The organism is Arthrobacter sp. FW306-1B-G06A (genome assembly GCF_058781765.1).
Map to the genome: position 1 here is coordinate 64403 of NZ_JBYSXB010000007.1, position 21811 is coordinate 86213.

Here is a 21811-nt window from a genome sequence, read left to right on the forward strand (position 1 = left end):
ATCAATGGCCCACCAGCCTGCACGTGGTGCACGATCGAAGGGTGAGCGAACCAACAACCCGGCCCGCGTCCGGCATTTCGGCCGCGGTGATGGCGCTGGCACTGGTGGCCCTGCTCGCCGCCGTCGTCTGGTGGACCGTCACCACCGATCCGTCCGCGGAGTGGGTGTCTCCTCTTGGCACGCTGGCCGCCTGGATTGTCTTCTTCCCGGCGGTACTAGTGGCGCGCCGGATCACGGCGCGGCACGCGGCCGCCGTCGTCCTTCTGGGCTCGCTCTTGGTGGGAGCCGCGGCCATCGCCGCACCGCCGGCCACCAGCAACGACTCCGCACGCTATGCGTGGGACGGCATCGTCCAGAAGGCCGGAATCTCTCCATATGCCCACGTTCCGGCGGACGAAGCGCTGCGGCCGCTGCGGCCGCCGTGGCTGTTCCAAGACGCCGGGCCGGATGGAACATGCCATAGCAATCCCTTCCCCACAGGTACGGAGACCACCACCAACATTCCCGGCGGCAGTACCCTGTGCACGGCCATCAACAGGCCCGCCGTGCCCACCGTCTACCCGGCGGTGGCAGAACTCTATTTCCTGGCCGTGCGGTTCGTCCCGGGTCCCGAGGTTGGATTCATCGCCTTCCAACTGGCAGGGCTCCTGCTTAGCCTCGCCATCACGGTGGCATTGCTGGCGTTCCTGCGCCGCACCGGAAGGCCCGCGCACCAAGCCGTCTGGTGGGCCTGGTCTCCGCTGGTGGCTTTTGAAGCCATCAACGGGGCGCATGTGGATGCGTTGGGCACCGCCCTGGCCTTGGCGGCGGCGCTACTGCTGGTGGGCGGGCGCACACTGGGTTCCGGAGTCGCCTTTGGCGCGGCCGTGGCCACCAAGCTGATCCCCGTCATCAGCGCCCCGGCACTGCTGTACCGGCGGCCGTTCCGCTTCGGCGCGGCCGCCGTGGCCACGTTCGCCGTGGTGTACGTACCGTACGTCCTCGCCAGCGGTTGGGCTGTCCTGGGCTATCTTCCCGAATACCTTCGTTCGGAGGGGTACGACGGGCAGGACAGCCCGCGGTTCGCTTTGTTGAAGCTGGTGCTCCCTGCCAGTTGGGCGGCGCCGGCCGCACTCGTGTTGCTGCTTGCTCTCGCCATTTACGTGTGGCGGACCACCGACGTCTCCCGGCCGTGGGACGGGCAGGTCTTGATGGTCGGAGGAATGCTGCTGATCGTTTCGCCCAGCTACCCTTGGTACGCACTGCTGCTTCTGCCGTTCGTCGTGTTGAGCCGTCGCTACGAGTTCACAGCCATCGCGCCCGTGCTGGCCCTGATGTATTTCACCGGCGCCGAACCCTACGGCCCGTTGGCGGAGCGACTCGGCCTGGGGACCGTCGTCGTGCTCCTGGTGGTTGCAACGGTCGTGAGACGACGGCGGCAGCACGCAGTGGCGTAATCGGGCGGCCATGCTGCTGGTGCGCTAGCTCTGCTCAGGCAGATCCTTGCTGGTTGCCGTTGACTCGTTCTCGGGCATTTCTTCGCCCCAGCGCGCAGAACCGAGCCAGCGGATAACGGCCACTAGCTTGCCGCGCAGTTCCTCCACGCCGACTTCGACGCCGGGAGTCAGATTCCGGTCAAGCGCCCGGGCCTGGACAAGGGCCGTCCGGCCCGACTCGGAAACAGCCACCCGCTGCGAGCGCCCGTCCAGGCGGCTACGTTCCCGGGTAATGTGCCCATGCGCCTCCAACCTCGAAAGCGTCTGTCCCATGGTCTGCGCCCGCACCTGGACTTTGGTGGAAAGCCGGGCCTGCACCATGGCCCCTTCCGCGTCGAGAACTTCCAACGCTATGACACCCGCATGGGTCAGGCCCAAGACAGCAAGCTTTTCATTCCAGGCATGCTCGACCAGTCGCGCTGCAGTTGAGAGCAACCGTGGAGTCGTCCAGTCGTTTAAGTCCGGCATACATCCACCATAGTAAGCCTGCTTCCTAAGTGCGGGATGCCAGTGTGAAATGACCCGCGCCAGGAGCATCGTTGGCGTGATCGCCACACCGTGTTGGAACCCGCTGGAATTCAGGGAAACCGGCCGGCCCATTATGCTCGGCATATGTCGCCGGATCGCCTTCTTACTGAGCTGGCCAACAGCCTTGACCGCCTGAGCGTCCTCGCTCGCCAACCCGAGGACATTCTGACCCGTCCTGTCCCTGCGTGCCCTGGCTGGACACTGAGGGATCTCTTCGGGCATCTGGGGTCGATCGAACGTTGGGCAGCCCAAATAGTCCTTTCGGGCAAGTTCGTCGAGGAACCTGAACCACCGGTCACCGGAGCCGAAATGTGGTTCCTCCAAGGCGCGGACGCCTTCCTCGGGACAATGTCGGCACTCGAACCCGAGGCGCCGTGCTGGAACTTCGGCCCGCCTCCGCGCAAAGCCGGGTTCTGGCGCCGGCGCCAGGCACATGAACACGCCGTCCACCTCATCGACGCCTGCCAAACATCAGGGTTGGCAGACCCTGTTTTCGCAGAAGATTTCCTGCTCGACGGAATTGACGAAATCCTGACAATGTTCACTCCGCGACAGCTTCGCCTGGGACGGATGCCCCAGCCGAAAGGGGCAGTGATCTTCCACGTACCCGGAGCCCGGAGCTGGAAACTCGGCCAAGGGGTAGCCGAGGCCTCCATTGCCGCCCCGCTGCACGGGATGTACCTGGGGCTCTGGGGCCGCTCCAACCTCGCAGAAACTGCTCTCATCGAAGGTGACAAAGCGCTTGCCGTCCAGGTTCTGCAAGGCCCCCTCACCCCCTGACCACCTGGTTTTTCGGCCTATATGCATAGCGGCGCGCAGCCATTCCCCCGGCCATGTTCCGCGAACTCGGCGAAGGCGCCCCGGCCGGCCAGCTACTTCAGCAAGTGCACGATCGTGGTTTCAGTGTCCGCCGGATCTGGTGTCGGATCTCCGTAGATCTCCCACGAATGCCCGGCAGACTCCCTATGATTCGCCGCCATCCACTCCTCGATCGTCTTGTATGCCTCGTCCATGCGGTGGTACGGCCCACGGTGGACTGCCACGGCAGCCTGGCCCGCGGGGGTTTCGGTTGCATGAACCTCGCCCGCCGGTTCAAAGGTGCGCGTGACTTCGACGCCGAATTCGCACAGAAGGGGTGCGTCAGGCGTGTTCGGGTGGTGGTAGACGAAGACATTGTGGCCGTCCGTCCACAGGCCCGGCTGACTGCGAATGAAGTCCCAGACCAGCGCCACAGCAGGGCCCCATGCCGAGCCGACTTCGCCCGGAAAGACCTCACGCCGGACGGCGGCCAGCATGCGGGGGCGAACAGTCTGTACGTTGACGGGGACCGACATGCAGGAGTCGGCTAGTACTTGTCCGCAGAGTCGACCGATTCCCCGACGGTGACTTCAGGGGCCACGTTCGGGTCGCCGCCGACCGAGCCGATGAACGCCTGGATCTCTGGGTCACCGAAGAATTTCTGGAATGCTTCTGTCGATTCCCATTCATCGACTACGAGGACAAACCCGTCGCCGACCGCGAACTGATGGTGGATGGCCCCAGCAGCCCGGCCGCGCTCCCCCCATTGGCGATACTCGTCAGCGCGCTCCTCCAGCGACTTGGCGAAAACGCTCGTGTCACCGGATACCTTGGTTGCAATGATGACGGACATGATGTGACCTCCTATGGCCTGGACTCAGCTCGTGGCAGCCAGCCACGCGACGATCCGCCTGAAAGGTCTGACACGAGAAAGACCATACTCATTCCGCCCTGTAACCGCCCGAGTGGCCACTACTTGTCATTCGCGGCGACCTGCCGACGGGTTCTCTAGTTACTGAACCCGGATAGGATCTCCGGGTACCCAGCTTCCGGAACGTCCTGAAGGAACCGCATCGCATGCCGCACCTTGACCCCGCCCTCCCTCTCAACACCTTGCCGCAGATGCTCCTGGACGTTGCCGCCGTCGAGCGCAATATCGGCATCAAAGAGGCCTGGACACGGGAGCGCGGCATGGTGCTGGCCCCGCATATCAAGACCACCATGACGGGCGAGATTGTCCGTCGGCAGTTGCCCCGTTCCTGGGGCGTGACCGTGGCGACCACCGCGCAGGCCGCGCAGGCCATCGAGTGGGGTGCCACCCGGATCCTCATCGCGAACGAGGTGCTGTTCCGCGGCCACCTCGAGGAGCTCCGCGCCCGGCTGACAGCCTCGCCGGAGCTGGAGATCTACTGCCTGGCCGATTCGACGGCGGGCGTCCAAGCCATGGCCGAAGTGTTCGAACACTCGCCACAGCCGCTCAACGTACTGATCGACGTCGGGACCGCCGGCGGCCGCACCGGGATCCGCAGCGAAGCCGAAGCCGGGCCTCTCGCTGCTGAGGTTCGTGCCGCCCAGGGATTACTGTTGGCCGGCGTCAGCGCCTACGAGGGCGTGGCACCGAACACCAGGACCGATGCAAACCTGGCCGGGATCGATTCGCATTGCCGCCTGGCCCGCGACATTTTCGACGAACTGCACGCCACTTTCGAGGTGGATCTACCGGTGTTGAGCAACGGCGGCTCGGCGTTCCAAGACCGTGCCGCCGCGTTCCTGCCGCACAGCACCTCCGTCAACGTGCTCCGGTCAGGCTGCTACGTCGTGCACGACCACGGCACCTACCAGAGCGTCTCGCCAATCCCGGGTCTCACCGCCGCCGTCGTGGTTCGGGCACTGGTCATCTCCGCCCCTGAACCCGGGCGCGTTGTCCTGAACGCGGGCAAGCGGGAGTTGGCGTACGACGCCGGCCTGCCGGTGATCGTCTCCCGATTCCGTAACGGGGCCCTCCTGCCGGACGGCGAAGGCGCCACGCTGACGCGCCTCTTCGACCACCACGCCATCGTGGACGACGCAGAAGGCCTGCAGGTCGGCGATATCGTGGATCTGGGCATCTCCCACCCTTGCTCAGTGTTCGACCGCTGGCGTGAGGTTGTCGCAGTCAGCGACGACGCCGTCGAGACCTGGCGTCCGGTGTTCTAGGCAGTCCTGCAAGCGGCTGGCATCCGGAACGTCCGTTACGACTTGTCTCTGCGCAGCAACGTCATCTGTCCTCCCAAGGGAAGGGTTCAACACGCTGCAGTGCCTTCTGAATATCTTTGGCGCGCGATTCAAGCCCGAGATCCGCGAGATGTCCCAAGCCGTACGTGAGCCACTTCCGGCCGAATTCTCGCTGCTTCGGAGACAGGACAGGCTCCCTCGAGAGATCCAGAGCCCGTAAGACACGCTAGCGAGGCGTGGGCCGCCCGTCGAACCATCCCTGGATCAGTTCTACCACCACTTGGGCAATGATGTCCGCAAGCATCTCATCGCCTCCTAGGTGGGGCACCGCCGAGGCCCGGCGGCATGCGACCACGTCCCGGTCCGCCCGGAATGGAAACGAGCTATCGGTACAGGTGTTCGCCACTCTATTTCCGAAGCCTCCCGAATATCTATCATTGCAACGATGGCAGTATCCGTATTTCAAACTTGGTGAGCCCGATGCCTTGATGCACGCGTTGGATCGGGCGAAATAGGTTCACGTAGAAAGTGGTCGAAACGCCCGGAGGAAACACGCTTTGGCCGTGCGTGGTCACCCCAATCCGGCTAATTTATTTTGAAAAGGGCGTACCTGTTCCGTGGACACAAACGATTAAAAGAGTGGACAATACCGAGCTGACCTTCGTGAAGGCTGCATGACAACGGCGCGCCGTACAACCCGGGAAAGTACACATCAATGACACTCACTGCCGAGGCCATTCATACGCTAGTAGAGATCGCCGTCCGCTTCAGCCCCGACGGCGCCCCGTTGGCCGTCCGATATGACGGCGGCATCTGGGCTGTGGATCCCGACGGCGGCGCCGCGCACTGGTTCGGACGCGGAAGCGGGCGGGATGGCGGCGACTCCGCCGCCACCGACAGCGAACACCTCGCATCCGTTGAAAACTGGCGGGTACAGGCTCGCCTCAACTCAGACTCCGCATTGCTCACATTCCATCTGCAGCGGAGTCCCGGATCCCCGGACTGGTTGCTGGCTGACATCACCGACGCGTCCTAGAACAGCTCCCGGGCTCGATCGCGTGCTGCAACGAACAGACCGGCCGCTTCGGCAAGGATCTCGGCTACCACGTCACCCTGGTCACAGCCTCAACCTCCGCGTTCAGCCCGGAAGCGATGCACGCCGCTCACGCTATCGTCCTTCCATCCCCGTCAGTGCAGTCGCTGCTGCCAGTCGGCCGGGACGCGTGAGGCTGGGCCCGGAACGCTTTGATCGAGCGGGTGATGCGCCGGCGGTTCAAGTTCCGGACCGGCGAAAAATGCGGAGTCGGGATAGTTGAAGAACCAGTCCTCGCCCGGCTCGAAGGTGCGGATGACCGGGTGGCCGCTGGATTGTGCATGGGCTGTGGCGTGTTGCCCCGGCGAGTTGTCGCAGCAGCCGATGTGCCCGCACTGGGCGCACCGCCGCAGGTGGAGCCACCACCCACCGTTGGCCTCGCATTCGACGCAACCAGGTCCGCTGGGTGGAATCGAAACGTCGATTCCGTGATTTGCATTCATGTGGCTTTCCCTCGTATTGGAGTGCCTTTGGACCACCCACTACTTTACGCCCCGGCTATTTCACGCCGAAGGAATGCTGCCCTCGTCGTGAGTGCCGCCAGCGGGCCGGATCCGCCTCCAGCGCGGCCCGGTCCCAACGTCCTGTCTCCGCAGCCGCCTCGTAGGTGGACTGCAGGAACCGCAACAGCATCTTGTCGGGGTCCGAGGCAGTGCGGACGTTCTCATACGGGAGGAGGTACAGCCTGCCGTCATTGTTATAGACGGCACCGTCGGCGTCGGTCACATATTCGGCGTAGCCGGCGGGCTCGGGATAGCAGTAGGCATAGAAGGCTCCTTCGTCCCCTCCCCCGGGCCAAAACCCGCAGCTGCTTAGCTCGTGGGAGTAACCCTCCACCATCACCCAGTCGGCGCAGTTCGGGATTCCTCCGGGGTGGGTGGGCGCGTCCCGTCCGGAGAAGCGGGAGTACGCGAGGTCCATGCCTCCCCAGAAGAAGTGCACGGGACTGGCCTTGCCCCTGAAACGGGACCTGAATTCGTTCAGGACGCGGTCCGACTGGACCAATTGCCGCCAAAACAGCCCGATGGCCTCCGGATCGTAGGAGGCGTGCTGATGGTCCTCGGCGAAGGGTATGGCCGGGTCCACCTCGTTCGGAATGCCGCGGATAGACGCCTCGATACCGAGCCGGCCCAAGGCTTCGAATACCTCGGAGTGGAATTCGGCCACCGACTTGGCTCCGAGAACGACGAATGCTGAAGTTCCATTGCTGGAGCGTATGTTCAGCCGGTGTTCAAGGAAATCGAATTCGATGTCGTAGGCACCGCGGCCATACGGGATCATTGATGTCGTCAGCCCGCGCGGCGTGACGTAAAGCGTCACCTGCCACCAGTGGTTCAGCATCGGGCTGTGCGCCATGCGGATTTTTCCGACGATCTGGGTCCACATGTGCACGGTCTCCCGGGTCGGGGTCCAATCATCGGCCCGAAGCCGTGGCCATCCAGGGTGAGCCATCTGACAATTCTGCCACCTTTAGCGCCAGAACCGCCGAGGTCCCCTGCTTCGGCGCCTGGCCCGACGTCGGAGGCGCGCAGGCTCGGCACTATGACAATCAACGCTTCATCCGACCGTGTCCGACGACCGGGCGGCTGGCTGCCCGAGCGACAAGACGACCTTGAGGAATGGATTGCCGGTCACCGGGAACGAGTGGAAGCGCGGGGCGAAGACGCTGCCCTGCATCCCGTGATCGTGGAGTTCAAGGAACTGATCGCCAGCGATCCGGTTGTCCGCCTCTACATGACGGAGATGATCGAGCAGGTACCTAAATTGAAGCCCTACCGCAAACGGCATCTCACGAGCGTTGACCAGATGCTTCGGCTCATCAACGAGGTCCTGACGACTGCCCCCGAGTTCAGCGAAGGCGGCATGGTCACCACGCCGTTGACAGCGATCCTCGATTGGACCATGGGTACCGAGGCCGGGTTCGCGGCTCACCGCGATCCCCGGATCATCGCCAGCGCCTGCGAGTCGACCCCATACAAGATAAGCTCCGACGTTCAACGCCGGAGCCGGTTCTGGGTCAAGAACCAGCCCTCTCACTCGAGGACCTGCTCGCCCGGGACGAGTCAATGGATCATTTTGTGGGCGGAACTGTGTACCAGGCGTTCCTGAGCGCGCTCAATTATCACCGGTGGCACGCTCCCGTCGCCGGAACGATCGTGCGGGCGTACGTCAAGGACGGCACGTACTTCTCCGAGGCAGACTCCGAGGGGGCCGACGCCGTCAAGCCGACCCTCTCCCAGTCATATCTGGCCCACGTCGCTGCCCGCGCGATCATCCTGATCCAGGCCGACGACCCCGTCATCGGTCTCATGGCAGTGATCCCGGTAGGCATGGTCGAAGTCTCATCCTGCGTCATCGATCCGGAGATCGTACCGGGCCACCACGTAAACAAGGGAGACGAACTGGGGTACTTCCAGTTCGTCGGCTCGACCGAGTGCCTCGTCTTCCGGCCCGGTGTCATCGACCAGTTCGCTCTCACCGCTATCCCCCAACCGCAGGATCCGAACGCGCCCCTCGTGCGGGTCCGGTCGAAGCTGGCGACCGCTAAGTCCTGAGGCCGACGGCGGCCTCCTGAGGCACGAGCTAGTCTAGATGTGCCGTAGGGGTCTGGCCGGAGTGCCGGAACAGGGCCAACGCCCGCGTAAGCGATATGTCCGCCCGGGAGACGAGTAGCGCTGTCAGCAAAGCTGCCGCAACGTGCGTGTCCAGCATCAAATCCGGTGAGTGCCCGGCCGCGACGGATGGCGTCACGGCCAGCTGCCCAGGCTGCCATCCTGACCCTGCATGCTGATGTTGGGCTGGCGCAACAACCGAGAAGGCCCCGGAGAGCCGGCCGAAGGCCAGATGCAGGACCTGCTGGGCGACACCGCAGAGAAAGACCAATAGCCAACTCGGTAGGTTTATCCGGGCGAGCAGCGAAGCGCACATACTCAGCAGAGCCGTCAGCGCGATCAGCACCGGAACCCCGGGAGACACGCCACCCGAGACCAGGTGGGCGACCAAGCCCAGTCCGACCGCCACCGGTCCGACTTCCCACCCCGGGAATCTGGGACGTCGACGGGACCTGTGCTCATCCACGCTGCTCTCTCTCCCTTCCATCGGTGGACGGGTTCTGCTCTCCTTCATGGTGCCGCCGTTTCGCACCTGAAGGAAGACTTTCCGGCCGTTTGCACGTTTGGGTCAAAGGACCCTCGCTGTGGAGCCAGGAGATTCGAAGTCCCGGCTTCTTCTCGCGGGACGGAGTACGGTTGCCACAAGCGAGCGGCTCAACCACCGCTCAACACTGAAATCGCGGGACCGATTCCGCCGCACGAGGAGGAACTATGAGTAACTTCGAAGGCAAGACCGCGATCGTCACCGGCGGAGGCTCCGGACTTGGGGAAGCGATCAGCAAAGACCTCGCGAAGAACGGTGTCAACGTCGTCGTCGACATCAACCTGGACGGTGCCACCCGCGTGGCCAACGAGATCACGGTCGCTGGCGGCACCGCCGTTCCCTTTCAGGCCAACACAGCGGTCGCCGAGGATAGTAAGAAGGCCGTCCACTTCGCGGTGGCGAGCTATGGCGCCGTCGCCGCTCCCGGCAACGCCGCTTACACCGCGGCCAAGCACGGCGTCGTGGGCCTGACCAAGAATGCTGCGGCTGAATATGGGCCCCAGGGGTTGCGCGTCAACGCTATCGGCCCCGGCTATATCGATACGCCGCTGCTGGCCGCTGCGCCTAAAGAAGTCCTCAATGGGCTCGAGGCGAAGCATCCGCTCGGCCGCCTGGGACAGCCTGAGGAGATCGCGAACGTCACCACGTTCCTACTTTCCGACAAGGCCAGTTTCATGACCGGCTCTTACGTACTCGTCGATGGCGGCTACACCGCCGTCTAAGCTGCTGCCAGCCGGCGGCTCGTGGATCAGGGCGTAGTCCGAGTGTGCGACCCGTTCAGTGAGGGTTACCCGATACCTCCGCACACGCATCGGCGCGCTCCGAGCCGGTTCACACCCAAAGTCCGTTCTGGCGCGGCGCTTCCCACCCGGCAAAATGTGACACCATTTGCTCCATGGTTCGTAAAGTTGCATATCAAGGAGAGCCCGGCGCCAACTCCAACATCGCCTGCCTACAGATGTTCCCCGACATGGAGCCAGTACCGTGCCCCAGCTTCGAAGATGCTTTCGAACTAGTGAAATCCGGCGACGCGGACCTCGCCATGATTCCGATTGAGAACTCCATCGCCGGGCGCGTTGCGGATATCCATGTGCTCCTGCCTGAATCCGGATTGCAGATTGTGGGCGAACATTTTCTCAGGATCCGATTCCACTTGCTGGGCATACCCGGAAGCACGCTCGAACAGGCGCGAGAAGTGCACAGCCACGTTCATGCCCTCGGCCAGTGCAGGAAGCTGATCCGGTCAATGGGGCTGAAACCAGTTGTTGCCGGCGACACGGCAGGATCCGCACGGGAGGTCCGCGACTGGAATGACGCTTCCAAGGTCTCGCTCGCGCCTCCGCTCGCCGCCCAGATGTACGGGCTGGACGTCTTGGCAGAAGACGTCGAGGACGACGCCACCAACACGACCCGGTTTGTCGCCCTGTCAAGGGAGCGTCGGCAGCAAACCCGCGACGAGTTGCCCGGTCCCGTGATCACGAGCTTCGTCTTCCGGGTCAGGAACGTCCCCTCGGCCCTGTACAAAGCCCTGGGTGGTTTCGCGACGAACGGCGTGAACATGACGCGCCTGGAAAGCTACATGGTGGGTAACGAGTTTGCTGCCACCACGTTCATGGCCGACGTTGAAGGGCACCCATCCGACACCCCCGTGCGACTCGCGCTCGAGGAGCTGGAGTTCTTCACCGATGAGGTCAGGGTTCTCGGCGTATTTGCTGCTGCGCCTTACCGAAGCCTGGGCTTCACCGATTCCGGCAATCCGGGCACAACGCCTGCTGGCAATCCAAAGCCCACTTTGTCGCTTTAGTGGCTATCCCGCGTGCGTGAGCATCGGCAAGACCCACGCGATAATCACCGGAAGTTTGAAAACAGCAGTGACGAAACAGGCCGCGACGGCAAGCGCCCATACCGCCCGCCGTCGTCGGGCCCCCACGACTTCCGTCCTGACAGCGTCGAAGGCCCGCTGAAGAGCGACAGCGTCCCCGGGCCCCGCAGGCTGGCGGTGCCAGGTTCCCGGCAACGCGGCAACGGCGACAATGCGGGCGATCTGCTCCGGAGTGAGGACCGGTCTGCGCCGGTTAAGCCAGCGCAACAGCTGACCATCGCTCAGCACAGTTATGCTCTCGGGCCGTTCCCGGACCGTGATGCCCTTGGGCTCCACGAACACCAGGACACCGGTGACCTCCACCGCCAGACCTGCTGCTGCGGAGAGGAGCTTGGCGGCTCGGGCCGCCTCGTGCATGGCGTTGGGAAGATAGCGCTGTCTCGTGCCGGCCACCATCAGAGTGCGGCCAGCCACCCAGATTCTCTGGTTTGAATGATTCTTGGTGTTCACTGTGTACACCCCTGCCGGCCCGATCAACACATGATCAATGTCTGACGTGCCGGCCCCGGCCGGAACCGCATGAAGGACTGTCCATTCCGGTCCCAGCCGCGCCAGAACCCGAGCCACCGCCAATTCCCCGACGGCGCCCGTGTACCAGGGGCGGCTGTCTGCGGTCAGCGGGTCAAGCCCGAACACGCGCCCCAGCCGGGACCGCGGAGCGTCCCTTTCCCGCACGGCCAAGAGCTCGGCCATCACGGCCTGTCCCGGTACCCGGTCAGTCAGCAGCCCGGGACTGAGCTCGGTGCCTGGACCTTTGCCGGGAACCTCCGGCGGGTCCGGAGGCAGACCTGTACCAGTCGGGAAAGGGTCGGGGATCATGGGCTTTCGCATTGTCGTTGGTACACAGGACCGATCCTAACGGTGCCGGGCGAGAATACAGGCAGCACATTATCGGCGGCCCGACTGATCTGCGGACCGTGCATGGCCGTCGGGGCCTGCAACCTCCTGGACCAAAAGCCCAGGCGGGCCACCACCCGCTACACGCACTCCGGGCGATACCCCGGATCTGCGGGGCCGCTCTGGAGAAGCGCGTTGGAGACGAGAGACCACACGTTCGGGTCGTTGGGAGATTGATCGTGTTCGAATGTGTCGAGCGGGCAGTAGTCCTGCAGGACAAGGTTGGACATTTGCTTGAGCGGCCCAACAAGAGCCTGGCTCGTATAGGGCGTCACGACCTCGTCGTAGCGGGTCGAGATCACTGTGTACGACGGCCCCGGCACGGCGTCGCCGATCGAATTGAGCTCGGTCATGAATGCCGAGCCGGCATGCTGGTCCGCGCAGGCCTGGCACAGGGTGCTCGTTGCGGTCGTGTCGAGAATCATCCCTGCGGGCGACGGCGCGATCAGGCCTTGGGTGCCATGGTTCGACGGCGCAATGCCAACCAAATGGTGCACATACTTGGCGCCGTCGAGGAAGCCGATGTAATAGCGCGGCATCATCCCACCTTGGCTGTGGCCGACGAGATCTACCTGCTTCGCACCCGTTGCGCCGAGAACTGAGCGAACGAACGTCGCAAGCTCAGCAGCGGAGTCCCGAATTGGCCCGCTGGCGGGGACACCGTTGACTACTCCGTAGTTGAGCGAGAAGACGCAGTACCCCTGATTCTTAAGTACGGGCGAGAACAGCGCCCAGTTCTTGTACATCGTCTCGAACGTCCCTGGGACGAGGACTATAGGGTACGGATGCACGCTCGTCGGCTTGCACGTCCAGTCATTGGCTCCGGGCGGGACCGGCGAGATCGAGTCGGCCTGAGCCGCGGGTGCGGCGAAGAGTCCAATCGTGAGCGCCGCAGCGGCGAGGACGGCGGTGAGTCGGAATCGGCGCATGGCCTTGCCTTTCTCCTGGCCGCGAACCCCTATGTCCGCGGCATCCCTAGCTACTTTGGGGTAACTTACCGTCGGGTTGCAATACCGTGCTGCAAACTTGAGAAAACGTGCACCCCGCTGGTCAACCCCGGACCGTATCGAATGCCAGACCAATCACCGACTGATCGTCCCGCCCTGATCCCAATCCTCTGGACGGGTAGGGCCAGCGGCGCCTAGGCTGGTTGTGTTGCCCCGGACCCCGGCAGCGCGTCTTCAGCGCATCCGAGGAGGCAACCACTTGCCCTTGACCAACCAGCCTTCACCGTCCGTGCCCGCGTTGACGATGCCGCCACGACCCGCTCCGCGAAGGGCACGGATCAACAAGGTCACGAGCAGCTATGCGGACCTCCTGAAATCCGTCCGGGAAGCGGGTCTGCTCCGGCGGTGCCGACGCTACTACCTCCTCCTGCTGACGATCCTGGCCGTGGTGGGAACGGGGATCTGGGTGGTGTTCTTCATCTTGGGAGACTCCTGGCTTCAGCTGGCCGTGGCAGGCGCCTCCGGCGTCGTCTTCACGCAGTTCGCCTTCCTCGGCCATGAAGCAGCCCATCAGCAAGTGTTTGCGTCCCGTTCCGCGAACGAGTGGACTGCACGCCTCATTGCCACCCTGGTGGTAGGCATGAGTTTCGCGTATTGGACCGACAAGCACTCGCGGCACCATGCCCGCCCGAACATGGTCAATCATGACCCGGACATCGCACAGGGTGTGGTCATCTTCCACAACGAAGTGCCAAGCAGCCGCGGAAGACTCGGCCGTGCCCTCGGCAAGCACCAAGGCTATTTGCTCTTCCCTTTGCTCTTGTTCCTCGGATGGACGCTGCATATTGACTCGTTGAAGTATTTGCTTCGGCGAGGGCCAGTGAAGTACCGGTGGCTTGAGATCGCCCTGCTGGGTCTGCACTTCGGTGCCTACGTCGGCCTGCTTTTCCTCGTCCTGTCCCCCGCGATCGCCGTCACATTCATCGTGGTACAGGTCGCCGTGTTCGGTCTCTACATGGGAGGAAGCTTCGCGCCGAATCATAAGGGGATGCCGATCCTGTCCGAAAACAGCCGGGTGGACTTCCTGACACGGCAGGTGGTCACGTCCCGCAACATCGCCGGAGGACGATTCGTGACCTTGCTCATGGGCGGGCTTAATCACCAAATAGAACACCACTTGTTCCCCGATATGCCCCGCCCGCACCTGCGAGAGGTCCGTCAGCTGGTCAAGGCGCACTGCGATGCCGAGGGGATCGCCTACACCGAAACGGGGCTGCTGCACTCGTACGCAATCGTGGTTCGCTACCTTAATACGGTAGGACTCGCGGCAGCGGATCCGTTCACCTGTCCAGTGGCCGGCGAATACCGGCGATAACCAGCGGCCGGCGGCACAGACCCGTCAGGAAGACCACGATGCTTGCCGCCGTTTCCGGTCCCAGACAGTCCACGCGATGAGTGCCGCAAAGACGATCACTTCCAGGCGGCGGCTGGGTCGAAGGTCAAGGGATGCCCCAGACCATCACGCACCAGCACGGCGATGCTAGGTCCGGGCAAGAAGCCTGGTCAACAGGAACCGCCAACGGCGCAGCGGCCGGGGTTCCAGCAAAAGAGATTGCCTCTCGCCGCGAAAGGCGGCGGGACCTACTGTGGAGCTATGGACGCCACAGCAGCTCACGCTTTTGCGATTCCGCCGGTATCAGTCCACCGCCCCACGACTGCCGTTGAAGACGTCATTACCCTCGTGGCCGGCGTTTGGCTCCTCACCGGAACCTATGTTGACGGCTGGGCGCACAACAACCTCCGCGACCTCGAGACGTTCTTCACTCCGTGGCACGCGATCCTCTACTCGGGCTTCGCGGCGTGCGCCCTCTGGATCGCCGCCCTGACCTGGCGCCGCCACGCACCCGGCACACGGTGGACCGAAGCCATCCCCGCCGGGTATGGGGCCGCGGCAGCCGGGGTCGTCCTCTTCCTCATCTCCGGGATGGCGGACTTCGCCTGGCATTCGGTGTTCGGCATCGAGCAGGGCCTCAAGGCGCTATTCAGCCCGTCCCATCTGGGGCTCGCCACGGGAGGCTTCCTCATCCTCGGCGCGCCGTTCTCCTCGGCATGGCACTCACCCGAACGGTCATGGCCGCGGCTGATACCAGCCGTCGCGAGCGCCATGCTCTCCGGCATGGTCGCGGCATTCATCCTGCAGGAATTCACGGTCTTCGCCCGTCACGGGCTCATCCAGACGTACATCTCCGCTCCCGGGGCGGAGCCCGCGGTGACGGTGCCGACGTCGTCGTCCATCATCGTGTCCTTGGGATCGTTCTTTGTCTCAACGGCTGTGCTTTTCGTGCCCGTCCTTTTGCTTTCGCTACGATGGCGCCTGCACGCCGCCGTGCCCGCGGCCATGGTGCTGCTGCCCTCGGTGGCCCTGCAGATCATGGTCGCGCTGCGTGACGCCTGGCTCGTTCCGGCGGCCGTCGCTGGAGCCGTCCTCGTTGGATTGCTGTGGGCCATGGTACGACCCCGCCCGACCAGCCACGCGCGGCTAATGATCGCGACAGGCCTCTCCCCCGTCGTGTTCTGGGCCCCGTACTTCGCCGGTGTGGCGGTCCACGACGGGGCACTGAGCTTCTCCCCTGAAATCTGGGGCGGGACGCTCGCCTGGACCGGACTGGAAATGCTCGCCCTCGCCGCGCTTACCCTCAAGATAGAAGCCACAGCGAGAACCATCCAGGCGTCACCGACTCACTGATTTGCCAGCTGTGCCGATCATTGCGCAGGGCTGATGTCCCTCACTGCCTGAGGTCGAGGGCTTCGAGCAATCGCTTCACTGAGCCGCCGAGGTTCCAGTCCGTAGCGAGACGCTCGAGTTCAATGCGCGAGTCCCCGACGACGGGGCGCAGCAGCGCTCCCGCCTCGTCGAGCGTGGGCAGTGCGAGGTCGCGCACGACGTTCACAACAACGGGCGCAACAGCCAGATAATCGGCGGAAGCGGCGAGTTTCGTCCTTACAGGCGCGGACAGCCCGCTGCCTGGATCCCTCGCTGCAGCGAGCAACTGGTCGAGCGTGCCGTACATCGCGAGCAACGACGCGGCCGTCTTTTCACCGATCCCGCCCACACCCGGCAGCCCGTCCGATGCGTCGCCGCGTAGCGTCGCGAAATCGGCGTACTGCTCGGGCAGCACTCGATATTTGCCCACGACGACGGCATCCGTCACGACCTCAAGGTTCTTCATGCCCCTCGCCGTGTAGATGACGCGCACCTGGCGGGCATCATCGACCACCTGGAACAGATCCCGGTCGCCCGTCACGACGTCGACGGGAACCCCGGCGTGGCTCGCGTAGCTGCCGATGACGTCGTCGGCTTCATGGGAGGCAGCCCCGACGACGGCGATCCCCGCAAGGCGGAGGACCTGCCGGATCATGGGAACCTGCAGCTGGAGCGCATCCGGTACCACTTCGACGTCGGGCGCACCCTCGACCGCCTCCGCCACCCGATGCGACTTGTACGTCGGGATGAGATCCACGCGCCACTTCGGGCGCCAGTCTTCGTCCCAGCACGCAACCAGATGTGTCGCCCCATAGTCGGTGGCGAGCCGCGCGATCATGTCCAGCAGACCGCGAACGGCGTTTACCGGGGTGCCATCGGCGCGGCGGATCGAATCGGGCACGCCGAAGAAGGCGCGAAAGTAGAGCGAGGCCGTATCAAGGAGCATCAGGCGGTGAGGCATAACCGATCCTTACATCCACAAGCGGCAAAGGGCAGGTGCTTTCCAGTTTCCCGGAGAAGCACCTGCCCTTGTAGCGACGTGTTACTTCTTGGCGCGGCGGCGAATCACCGCTGTGGATGCCGCGCTCGCGGCCAAAGCGCCTGCGCCGACCAGCGACCACAGGATCAGGTTGGACTCTGCAACAGTGTTGGCCTCGCCGTTTGCTGTGCCAGCGGCGGTAACGCTGGAAACAGCAGCAAGTCCGGAATTGCCCTTGCCGTTGCCGCCGCCATGGTTGCCGCCCCCGTTATTGTTGCCTCCGCCGTTGCCGGAATTCACAACCACGGCTGCCCAGCGCCTGTTGCCGGACGTGGCGCCGACAGCGCCGATCATGTAGTTGCCGCCGTCGGTGAAGGTAATGGGCGTTGAGAAAGCGCCGGTGCCGTCAGCAATCACGCTGAAGTTGGACGGAGCGGGCCTCCCGCCGTACGAAGCCTTCTTGCCGCCGGTTCGCTCGAACGTGATGTTGACTGTTTCGCCGGCGATGTAGCCGCTACCGGAGAAAGTGATGGATCCGCCGCGAGATATGGTTCCGTCAGAAACGGTTCCGTACTCATTGCCCGGCGCCGGGTAGGTGGTGGATGCTACGGCCGGCGCGGTGCCGGCCAGTACGATTGTTCCTGCAAGTGCAAGCGCTGCAATAGACTTCTTCATTTGTCCCCCCTGAGACGAATTACGGAATTCACGTGAATAGTGGGGAATATAGATCCCCTGCGATTGCGTGCTGAAATCCCAAATGTCTAGCCAGCGACGACGGTATCATCCACAGCTGCTCAGGTCGACAACGTGGTGCGGCAGCCCTTCATTTCTTTCCTTGAGCCGCTATTTGTGACGTGTCGCGCTGGGTGGCGGCCCAGCTGGCGAGGACTTTCAGTGCGTCCTCGGAGGGGGTCCCGGGGTCAGCCGTGTAGACGTTGATGCGCAGTCCCGGGTCTGCGGGAAGTTCCAGCGCTTCAAAGCTCAGGTCAAGGTCGCCGACGATCGGGTGGTGGAGGTGTTTGCGGCCGGCGCGGTGGTACTTCACGTCGTGACGGGCCCACCGCGTGCGGAACTCTTCGCTGCGGGTGGAGAGTTCACCGATCAGGTCCGTGAGGTCCCTGTCGTACGGGTTTTTTCCGGCGGTGGAGCGAAGGACCGCGACGATGTCGTCCGCTGCGCGTTCCCAATCGGCGAAGAACTCCCGCGCTTTGGGGTTCAGGAAAGTGAAGCGCGCGCTGTTCGGCGGAGTGGCCACCTCTGCCATCATGTCCAGATACAGGGCACGGCCCAGCTCGTTGGCGGCGAGGACATCCCCGCGATCGTTGCGAACCCAAGCCGGCGCTGCTGTAATCGCATCGATGACGCGTTGCACGCTCGGCCGCACTGTCTGCGGGCTGTGCTTGCGCCTCACCCTTGGGGAGGCGGTGGCGGCACGGGCCAGGTCAAAAAGGTGGGCCGTTTCGGCGTCGTCAAGCTTCAACGCACGCGCGAGGGCTTCGAGGACACTGTCCGAGGCGCCGGAGAGGTTTCCGCGCTCAAGGCGTATGTAGTAGTCGATGCTCATCCCGGCGAGCATCGCGACTTCTTCGCGGCGCAGTCCGGTAACGCGCCGGTTGCCGCCGTAGACGGGAAGCCCTGCCTCGTCCGGGGTGATCCTTGCCCGGCGGGAGGCCAGGAACTTCCGCACGTCCTCGCTGTGTGTCATGGCATCCACGCTACGCCGGGTCGATCGGCCAAGGGAGGCACTGGCGTTACCCTGAACGGCCGTGACTCCCGGTCCGTATGTAATCACGGTTGGATGGAGAGCATGAAACCTGAACCCGCAACAGCCTCCCATTTGGGAGCGATCCTCGCGATCATTCTCCTCAGCTACTTCATGATCCTGCTGGACAACTCGGTCATCTTCACTGCCCTGCCGAGCCTGCAGGCGGAGCTGCGGCTCCCTGCTCACCGCGAGCTTCCCGGAAGGCCGTGAACGCACCCGGGCCGTTGCCTTGTACGGCGCTACCGCAGGCATCGGCGCCAGCCTGGGGCTGGTCATCGGCGGGGCGCTGGCACACTGGATCTCCTGGCGGGCTGGATTCTTCGTCAATGTACCTATCGGCGCCGCGATGATCGCACTCGCGCCGCGGTTCATCCCGGAATCAGGCCGGTCCCGCGGCCGCTTCGACGCTTTCGGCGCGCTCAGCGCCACCCTCGGTGTCGGCGCACTTGTATTCGGCATCATCAACACGGTCGACGCCGGCTGGAGCTCGCCGGTCACAGTCACCGCCGTCAGCGCCGGCGTCGTGCTTCTGGTCGTATTCGTGCTGATCGAGCGTAGGGCGGCCCAGCCGATCATGCCGCTGCGGCTGTTCGCGAGCCGCCGCCGAACCGGCGCCTATGTGGCGCGCTTCCTGTACTTGGGCGCGATGATCGGGTTCTTCTTCTTCACCACGCAGTTCCTGCAGGAAGTGCTCGGCTTCGACCCGCTGCAGGCCGGCCTCGGATTCCTCCCCATGACGGCGGTGAACTTCGCCGTCGCAATGGGCATCCCGCGGCTCATGGGCAAGTTGCCGGGTTCAATCCCGCTGGCGGCAGGGATTCTGATCACTCTTGCCGGGATGTTCTGGCTCAGCCGGGTCGGTGTCGACTCCGCGTACCTGACCGGGGTTGCCCTGCCGATGGTCCTCATCGGCGCGGGACAGGGTCTCGCGTTTGCGCCGCTGACCTCGTTCGGCATCATCGGAGCCCCCGCGTCCGACGCCGGCGCGGCATCCGGCCTGGTGAACACCTTCCACCAGGTCGGCACTTGCCTGGGGCTTGGCATCGCAGTCGCTGCCGCGGCGACGGTACCGACCACGAGTTCCGCCGTGGCGCACCTGGCCGCCCAGGTCGGCGCCGCCCTCACGACAGGCAGCATTCTCCTGCTCCTCGCCCTGGCCGTTACAGCGGCCCTCATCCTTCCCGCGGACCTGGCCGCCCGCCGCGCCGGGGCCCGCCGGGAAGTTGCGTCGGCGCCGCAACTCGAAACCGCGCGCTGAATTTCCGGACCACCCGTTTCAAAGGGGGTACTGACGTGCCCTCCCACATCTGCGCACATCTGAATACCGTGAAAGGCATGGACATGGAACTTACTCTCAACAACGGCGTCACAATGCCAGCCCTGGGCCTGGGCGTCTTTCAAAGCGCCCCGGAGCAAACGACGGCGGCAGTCGAGGCCGCGCTGGCTACCGGCTACCGGCACATCGACACCGCCGCCGCGTATGGCAACGAACGGGAAGTCGGCGAAGGCATCCGCCGCTCGGGCCTGGATCGGGCAGAGGTCTTCATCGAGACCAAGGTCTGGGTCAGTGACTATGGCTACGACCAGACCCTGCATGCCTGGGACAAAGCGACGGGCAAGCTCGGCGTCGACTACGTGGACCTGCTCATCCTGCACCAGCCCGCACCCGACCGGTTCGAGAAAACCATCGCCGCATACAAAGCACTGGAAACCCTGCTCGCCGACGGGCGCGTGCGGGCGATCGGCGTCAGCAACTTCATGCCCCACCACCTGACGCAACTGCTCGACTCGACCGGCGTCGTCCCGGCCGTGAACCAGATCGAACTCCACCCGTACTTCACCCAGCCGGACGTCCAAGCCGCCGACGCCGAACATGGTGTCATCACCCAGGCCTGGTCGCCCATCGGAGGGATCACCTTCTACCCAGTATGGGGAGGCCAGGAGCGGCGGAACGTCATGGAAGACCCTGCGATCGCCGCCATCGCGGCGGCCCGCGGCAAGAGTCCTGCACAGGTCATGCTCCGGTGGCACCTTCAGCAAGGCCGCTCAGCCATTCCGAAATCGACCAACCCGGCACGCATCGCCGAGAACTTCGACGTCTTCGACTTCGAACTCAGTGCAGCCGAACTCTCCGCCATCGACGCGCTCCACACCGGCAACCGCAGCGGTCCGGACCCGGACGAAGCCCGAGAGGAACGCTTCGCCATGGTCATCCCCGAAGCCTAAAACAGAGACAAGGACCCACAGCTACGGAGCCCACGAAGTGACGCCCGGGGCCAGGCGAAGGTGATCGACGTGACCCAGCACAGTGGTGGATACGGCCGCTTCCGAGGCCGCCGAGAAGGGGCCGAACCGCCCCTCAACGGCCCACCGGGTTTCCTCTTCTATCAAATCGGCGTTGATCCGTGCGCCGGTCATCACGCCCTCGGACGCCGCGGTGATCACTTGGGCCATCACATTGGAGACATTGCCCGCTGCATACACGCCCTTGACGGCCGTCGCACCAGTAGCATCGGTCTCGATAAACCGCCCCACCCCCATGGGGTGCACCTGGGTACTTAGTCCGAGTGATTCCAGCAGCGCGGACCTGGCCTCCATCCGTGTACCGACAGCCACGGCCTGCATGTCGAACGAGGAACCCTGGCGGAGCGTGAGACCCGTGAGGACCCCGTTGACAGCGTCCACTGAGGCCACGGCGCCGTCGACGACTGTTACGGACCGGGCACTGAGCTTGTCCCACTCTTCCTCGGTGGGTTCCACGGTGTCATTGAGGAAAAGGGTGATATCAGGGGACCACTGCCTGAACAACAATGCCTGATGGACGGACATTGCTCCGGTACCCAGCACCCCGATCCTTTTCCCGCGGATTTCCCAGCCATGGCAATAGGGGCAGTGCACAACGCCCTTCCCCCATTGCTCCCGCAGGCCGTCGATGGGAGGCAGCCCGTCCGTCAGGCCAGTGGTGACCAGAAGGCGCCTGCACGAAAACCGGCGGGTATCACTGAGCGTCACCTCGAATCCGTCGGTAGTGCGCCGTGCCGAAACGGCCTCGGCGTCAATGACAGTTCCTTCGTAGGAGAGCACTTCGTTGCGTCCGATCGACAGGAGTTCCCGGGGGTTCATGCCGTCCCGTGAAAGATAGCCATGCACACCCGCCGCAGGTGCATTGCGTGGTGTTCCGGAATCGATCACCAGCACCGAGCGAAGCGCGCGGCTCAGCGTCGTGGCCGCGCTCAGTCCCGCAGTGCCGCCCCCGATAATTACGACGTCATGCCGTGTGGTGTCCATACTGATTCGCCCTTCATGGTGTCCT

At 64.1% G+C, this 21811-nt stretch carries 25 protein-coding genes; 13 read left to right on the plus strand and 12 right to left on the minus strand.

The window, feature by feature from the left end:
• Positions 1-41 precede the first annotated feature (41 nt).
• The gene (locus tag AC3WJM_RS05510; protein ID WP_492271339.1) at positions 42-1436 is read left to right on the plus strand and encodes a glycosyltransferase 87 family protein; all 1395 of its coding nucleotides are present in this window, start codon (positions 42-44) and stop codon (positions 1434-1436) included.
• Positions 1437-1460: 24 nt separating this feature from the next.
• Here AC3WJM_RS05510 and AC3WJM_RS05515 read toward each other — a convergent pair whose 3' ends face one another.
• Positions 1461-1943 (minus strand): MarR family winged helix-turn-helix transcriptional regulator, encoded by a 483-nt coding sequence (locus AC3WJM_RS05515; RefSeq protein ID WP_059388955.1) that lies wholly within the window; start codon positions 1941-1943, stop codon positions 1461-1463.
• Between the two features lie 144 nt (positions 1944-2087).
• Between AC3WJM_RS05515 and AC3WJM_RS05520 the strand changes: the two genes are divergently transcribed.
• Positions 2088-2783, plus strand: coding sequence for a maleylpyruvate isomerase family mycothiol-dependent enzyme (locus tag AC3WJM_RS05520; protein ID WP_492271340.1), 696 nt, complete (start codon positions 2088-2090; stop codon positions 2781-2783).
• Positions 2784-2875: 92 nt separating this feature from the next.
• Here AC3WJM_RS05520 and AC3WJM_RS05525 read toward each other — a convergent pair whose 3' ends face one another.
• Both AC3WJM_RS05525 and AC3WJM_RS05530 read right to left on the minus strand, forming a co-directional pair.
• Positions 2876-3337: a GyrI-like domain-containing protein gene (locus AC3WJM_RS05525; RefSeq protein ID WP_492271341.1), complete on the minus strand. Its 462-nt coding sequence runs from the start codon at positions 3335-3337 to the stop codon at positions 2876-2878.
• Between the two features lie 11 nt (positions 3338-3348).
• Positions 3349-3654 (minus strand): hypothetical protein, encoded by a 306-nt coding sequence (locus AC3WJM_RS05530; protein WP_059388952.1) that lies wholly within the window; start codon positions 3652-3654, stop codon positions 3349-3351.
• A 224-nt stretch (positions 3655-3878) separates the two neighbouring features.
• Between AC3WJM_RS05530 and AC3WJM_RS05535 the strand changes: the two genes are divergently transcribed.
• Together AC3WJM_RS05535 and AC3WJM_RS05540 are read left to right on the plus strand one after the other, a co-directional pair.
• Positions 3879-4997, plus strand: coding sequence for an alanine racemase (locus tag AC3WJM_RS05535; protein WP_492271342.1), 1119 nt, complete (start codon positions 3879-3881; stop codon positions 4995-4997).
• A 733-nt stretch (positions 4998-5730) separates the two neighbouring features.
• Positions 5731-6051: a hypothetical protein gene (locus tag AC3WJM_RS05540; RefSeq protein WP_306960052.1), complete on the plus strand. Its 321-nt coding sequence runs from the start codon at positions 5731-5733 to the stop codon at positions 6049-6051.
• Positions 6052-6203: 152 nt separating this feature from the next.
• Here AC3WJM_RS05540 and AC3WJM_RS05545 read toward each other — a convergent pair whose 3' ends face one another.
• Positions 6204-6551 carry a UBP-type zinc finger domain-containing protein gene (locus AC3WJM_RS05545; protein ID WP_492271343.1) on the minus strand — a complete coding sequence of 116 codons (348 nt, stop codon included), beginning with the start codon at positions 6549-6551 and terminating at the stop codon, positions 6204-6206.
• A 55-nt stretch (positions 6552-6606) separates the two neighbouring features.
• Complete coding sequence (locus AC3WJM_RS05550) at positions 6607-7560, minus strand: DUF5996 family protein (protein ID WP_492271344.1); 954 nt, start codon at positions 7558-7560, stop codon at positions 6607-6609.
• A gap of 90 nt (positions 7561-7650) precedes the next feature.
• Between AC3WJM_RS05550 and AC3WJM_RS05555 the strand changes: the two genes are divergently transcribed.
• Positions 7651-8217 (plus strand): phophatidylserine decarboxylase associated domain-containing protein, encoded by a 567-nt coding sequence (locus AC3WJM_RS05555; RefSeq protein ID WP_307053760.1) that lies wholly within the window; start codon positions 7651-7653, stop codon positions 8215-8217.
• A complete protein-coding gene (locus AC3WJM_RS05560; RefSeq protein WP_492271345.1) occupies positions 8187-8663 on the plus strand; it encodes a phosphatidylserine decarboxylase in 477 nt (158 codons plus the stop codon). The genes AC3WJM_RS05555 and AC3WJM_RS05560 overlap by 31 nt, the downstream gene beginning before the upstream one ends.
• Before the next feature lie 28 nt (positions 8664-8691).
• Here the strand turns inward: AC3WJM_RS05560 and AC3WJM_RS05565 are convergent, their stop codons facing one another.
• Positions 8692-9129: a hypothetical protein gene (locus tag AC3WJM_RS05565; RefSeq protein ID WP_492271346.1), complete on the minus strand. Its 438-nt coding sequence runs from the start codon at positions 9127-9129 to the stop codon at positions 8692-8694.
• Positions 9130-9431: 302 nt separating this feature from the next.
• Between AC3WJM_RS05565 and AC3WJM_RS05570 the strand changes: the two genes are divergently transcribed.
• Together AC3WJM_RS05570 and AC3WJM_RS05575 are read left to right on the plus strand one after the other, a co-directional pair.
• Positions 9432-9986: an SDR family NAD(P)-dependent oxidoreductase gene (locus AC3WJM_RS05570; protein WP_492271347.1), complete on the plus strand. Its 555-nt coding sequence runs from the start codon at positions 9432-9434 to the stop codon at positions 9984-9986.
• 173 nt (positions 9987-10159) lie between these two features.
• Positions 10160-11068 (plus strand): prephenate dehydratase, encoded by a 909-nt coding sequence (locus AC3WJM_RS05575; RefSeq protein WP_492271348.1) that lies wholly within the window; start codon positions 10160-10162, stop codon positions 11066-11068.
• Between the two features lie 3 nt (positions 11069-11071).
• Here the strand turns inward: AC3WJM_RS05575 and AC3WJM_RS05580 are convergent, their stop codons facing one another.
• Together AC3WJM_RS05580 and AC3WJM_RS05585 are read right to left on the minus strand one after the other, a co-directional pair.
• Complete coding sequence (locus tag AC3WJM_RS05580) at positions 11072-11965, minus strand: nuclease-related domain-containing protein (RefSeq protein ID WP_332602285.1); 894 nt, start codon at positions 11963-11965, stop codon at positions 11072-11074.
• A gap of 158 nt (positions 11966-12123) precedes the next feature.
• Entirely contained in the window at positions 12124-12972 is an 849-nt protein-coding gene (locus AC3WJM_RS05585; protein WP_492271349.1) for an esterase/lipase family protein, read from the minus strand.
• A gap of 277 nt (positions 12973-13249) precedes the next feature.
• On the opposite strand from AC3WJM_RS05585, the gene AC3WJM_RS05590 reads away from it, so the two are divergent.
• On the plus strand, positions 13250-14365 hold the full coding sequence (locus AC3WJM_RS05590) for a fatty acid desaturase family protein (protein WP_492271350.1): 1116 nt from the start codon (positions 13250-13252) through the stop codon (positions 14363-14365).
• Between the two features lie 279 nt (positions 14366-14644).
• Positions 14645-15736, plus strand: coding sequence for a hypothetical protein (locus tag AC3WJM_RS05595; protein WP_284989156.1), 1092 nt, complete (start codon positions 14645-14647; stop codon positions 15734-15736).
• 40 nt (positions 15737-15776) lie between these two features.
• On the opposite strand, the gene AC3WJM_RS05600 is transcribed toward AC3WJM_RS05595, so the two are convergent.
• From AC3WJM_RS05600 to AC3WJM_RS05610, 3 genes are all read right to left on the minus strand, one after another.
• Positions 15777-16715, minus strand: coding sequence for a 5'-3' exonuclease (locus tag AC3WJM_RS05600; protein WP_307053752.1), 939 nt, complete (start codon positions 16713-16715; stop codon positions 15777-15779).
• Positions 16716-16796: 81 nt separating this feature from the next.
• Complete coding sequence (locus AC3WJM_RS05605; protein WP_492271351.1) at positions 16797-17408, minus strand: hypothetical protein; 612 nt, start codon at positions 17406-17408, stop codon at positions 16797-16799.
• 148 nt (positions 17409-17556) lie between these two features.
• The gene (locus AC3WJM_RS05610) at positions 17557-18438 is read right to left on the minus strand and encodes a helix-turn-helix transcriptional regulator (RefSeq protein ID WP_307053750.1); all 882 of its coding nucleotides are present in this window, start codon (positions 18436-18438) and stop codon (positions 17557-17559) included.
• A gap of 102 nt (positions 18439-18540) precedes the next feature.
• Between AC3WJM_RS05610 and AC3WJM_RS05615 the strand changes: the two genes are divergently transcribed.
• The 3 genes from AC3WJM_RS05615 (at position 18541) to AC3WJM_RS05625 (ending at position 20724) form a co-directional block, all read left to right on the plus strand.
• Positions 18541-18708, plus strand: coding sequence for a hypothetical protein (locus AC3WJM_RS05615; protein WP_307053749.1), 168 nt, complete (start codon positions 18541-18543; stop codon positions 18706-18708).
• 19 nt (positions 18709-18727) lie between these two features.
• Entirely contained in the window at positions 18728-19756 is a 1029-nt protein-coding gene (locus AC3WJM_RS05620; protein WP_492271352.1) for an MFS transporter, read from the plus strand.
• An 83-nt stretch (positions 19757-19839) separates the two neighbouring features.
• Entirely contained in the window at positions 19840-20724 is an 885-nt protein-coding gene (locus tag AC3WJM_RS05625; protein ID WP_492271353.1) for an aldo/keto reductase, read from the plus strand.
• Positions 20725-20745: 21 nt separating this feature from the next.
• Here the strand turns inward: AC3WJM_RS05625 and AC3WJM_RS05630 are convergent, their stop codons facing one another.
• Positions 20746-21786, minus strand: coding sequence for an NAD(P)/FAD-dependent oxidoreductase (locus tag AC3WJM_RS05630; protein ID WP_492271354.1), 1041 nt, complete (start codon positions 21784-21786; stop codon positions 20746-20748).
• Positions 21787-21811 lie beyond the last annotated feature (25 nt).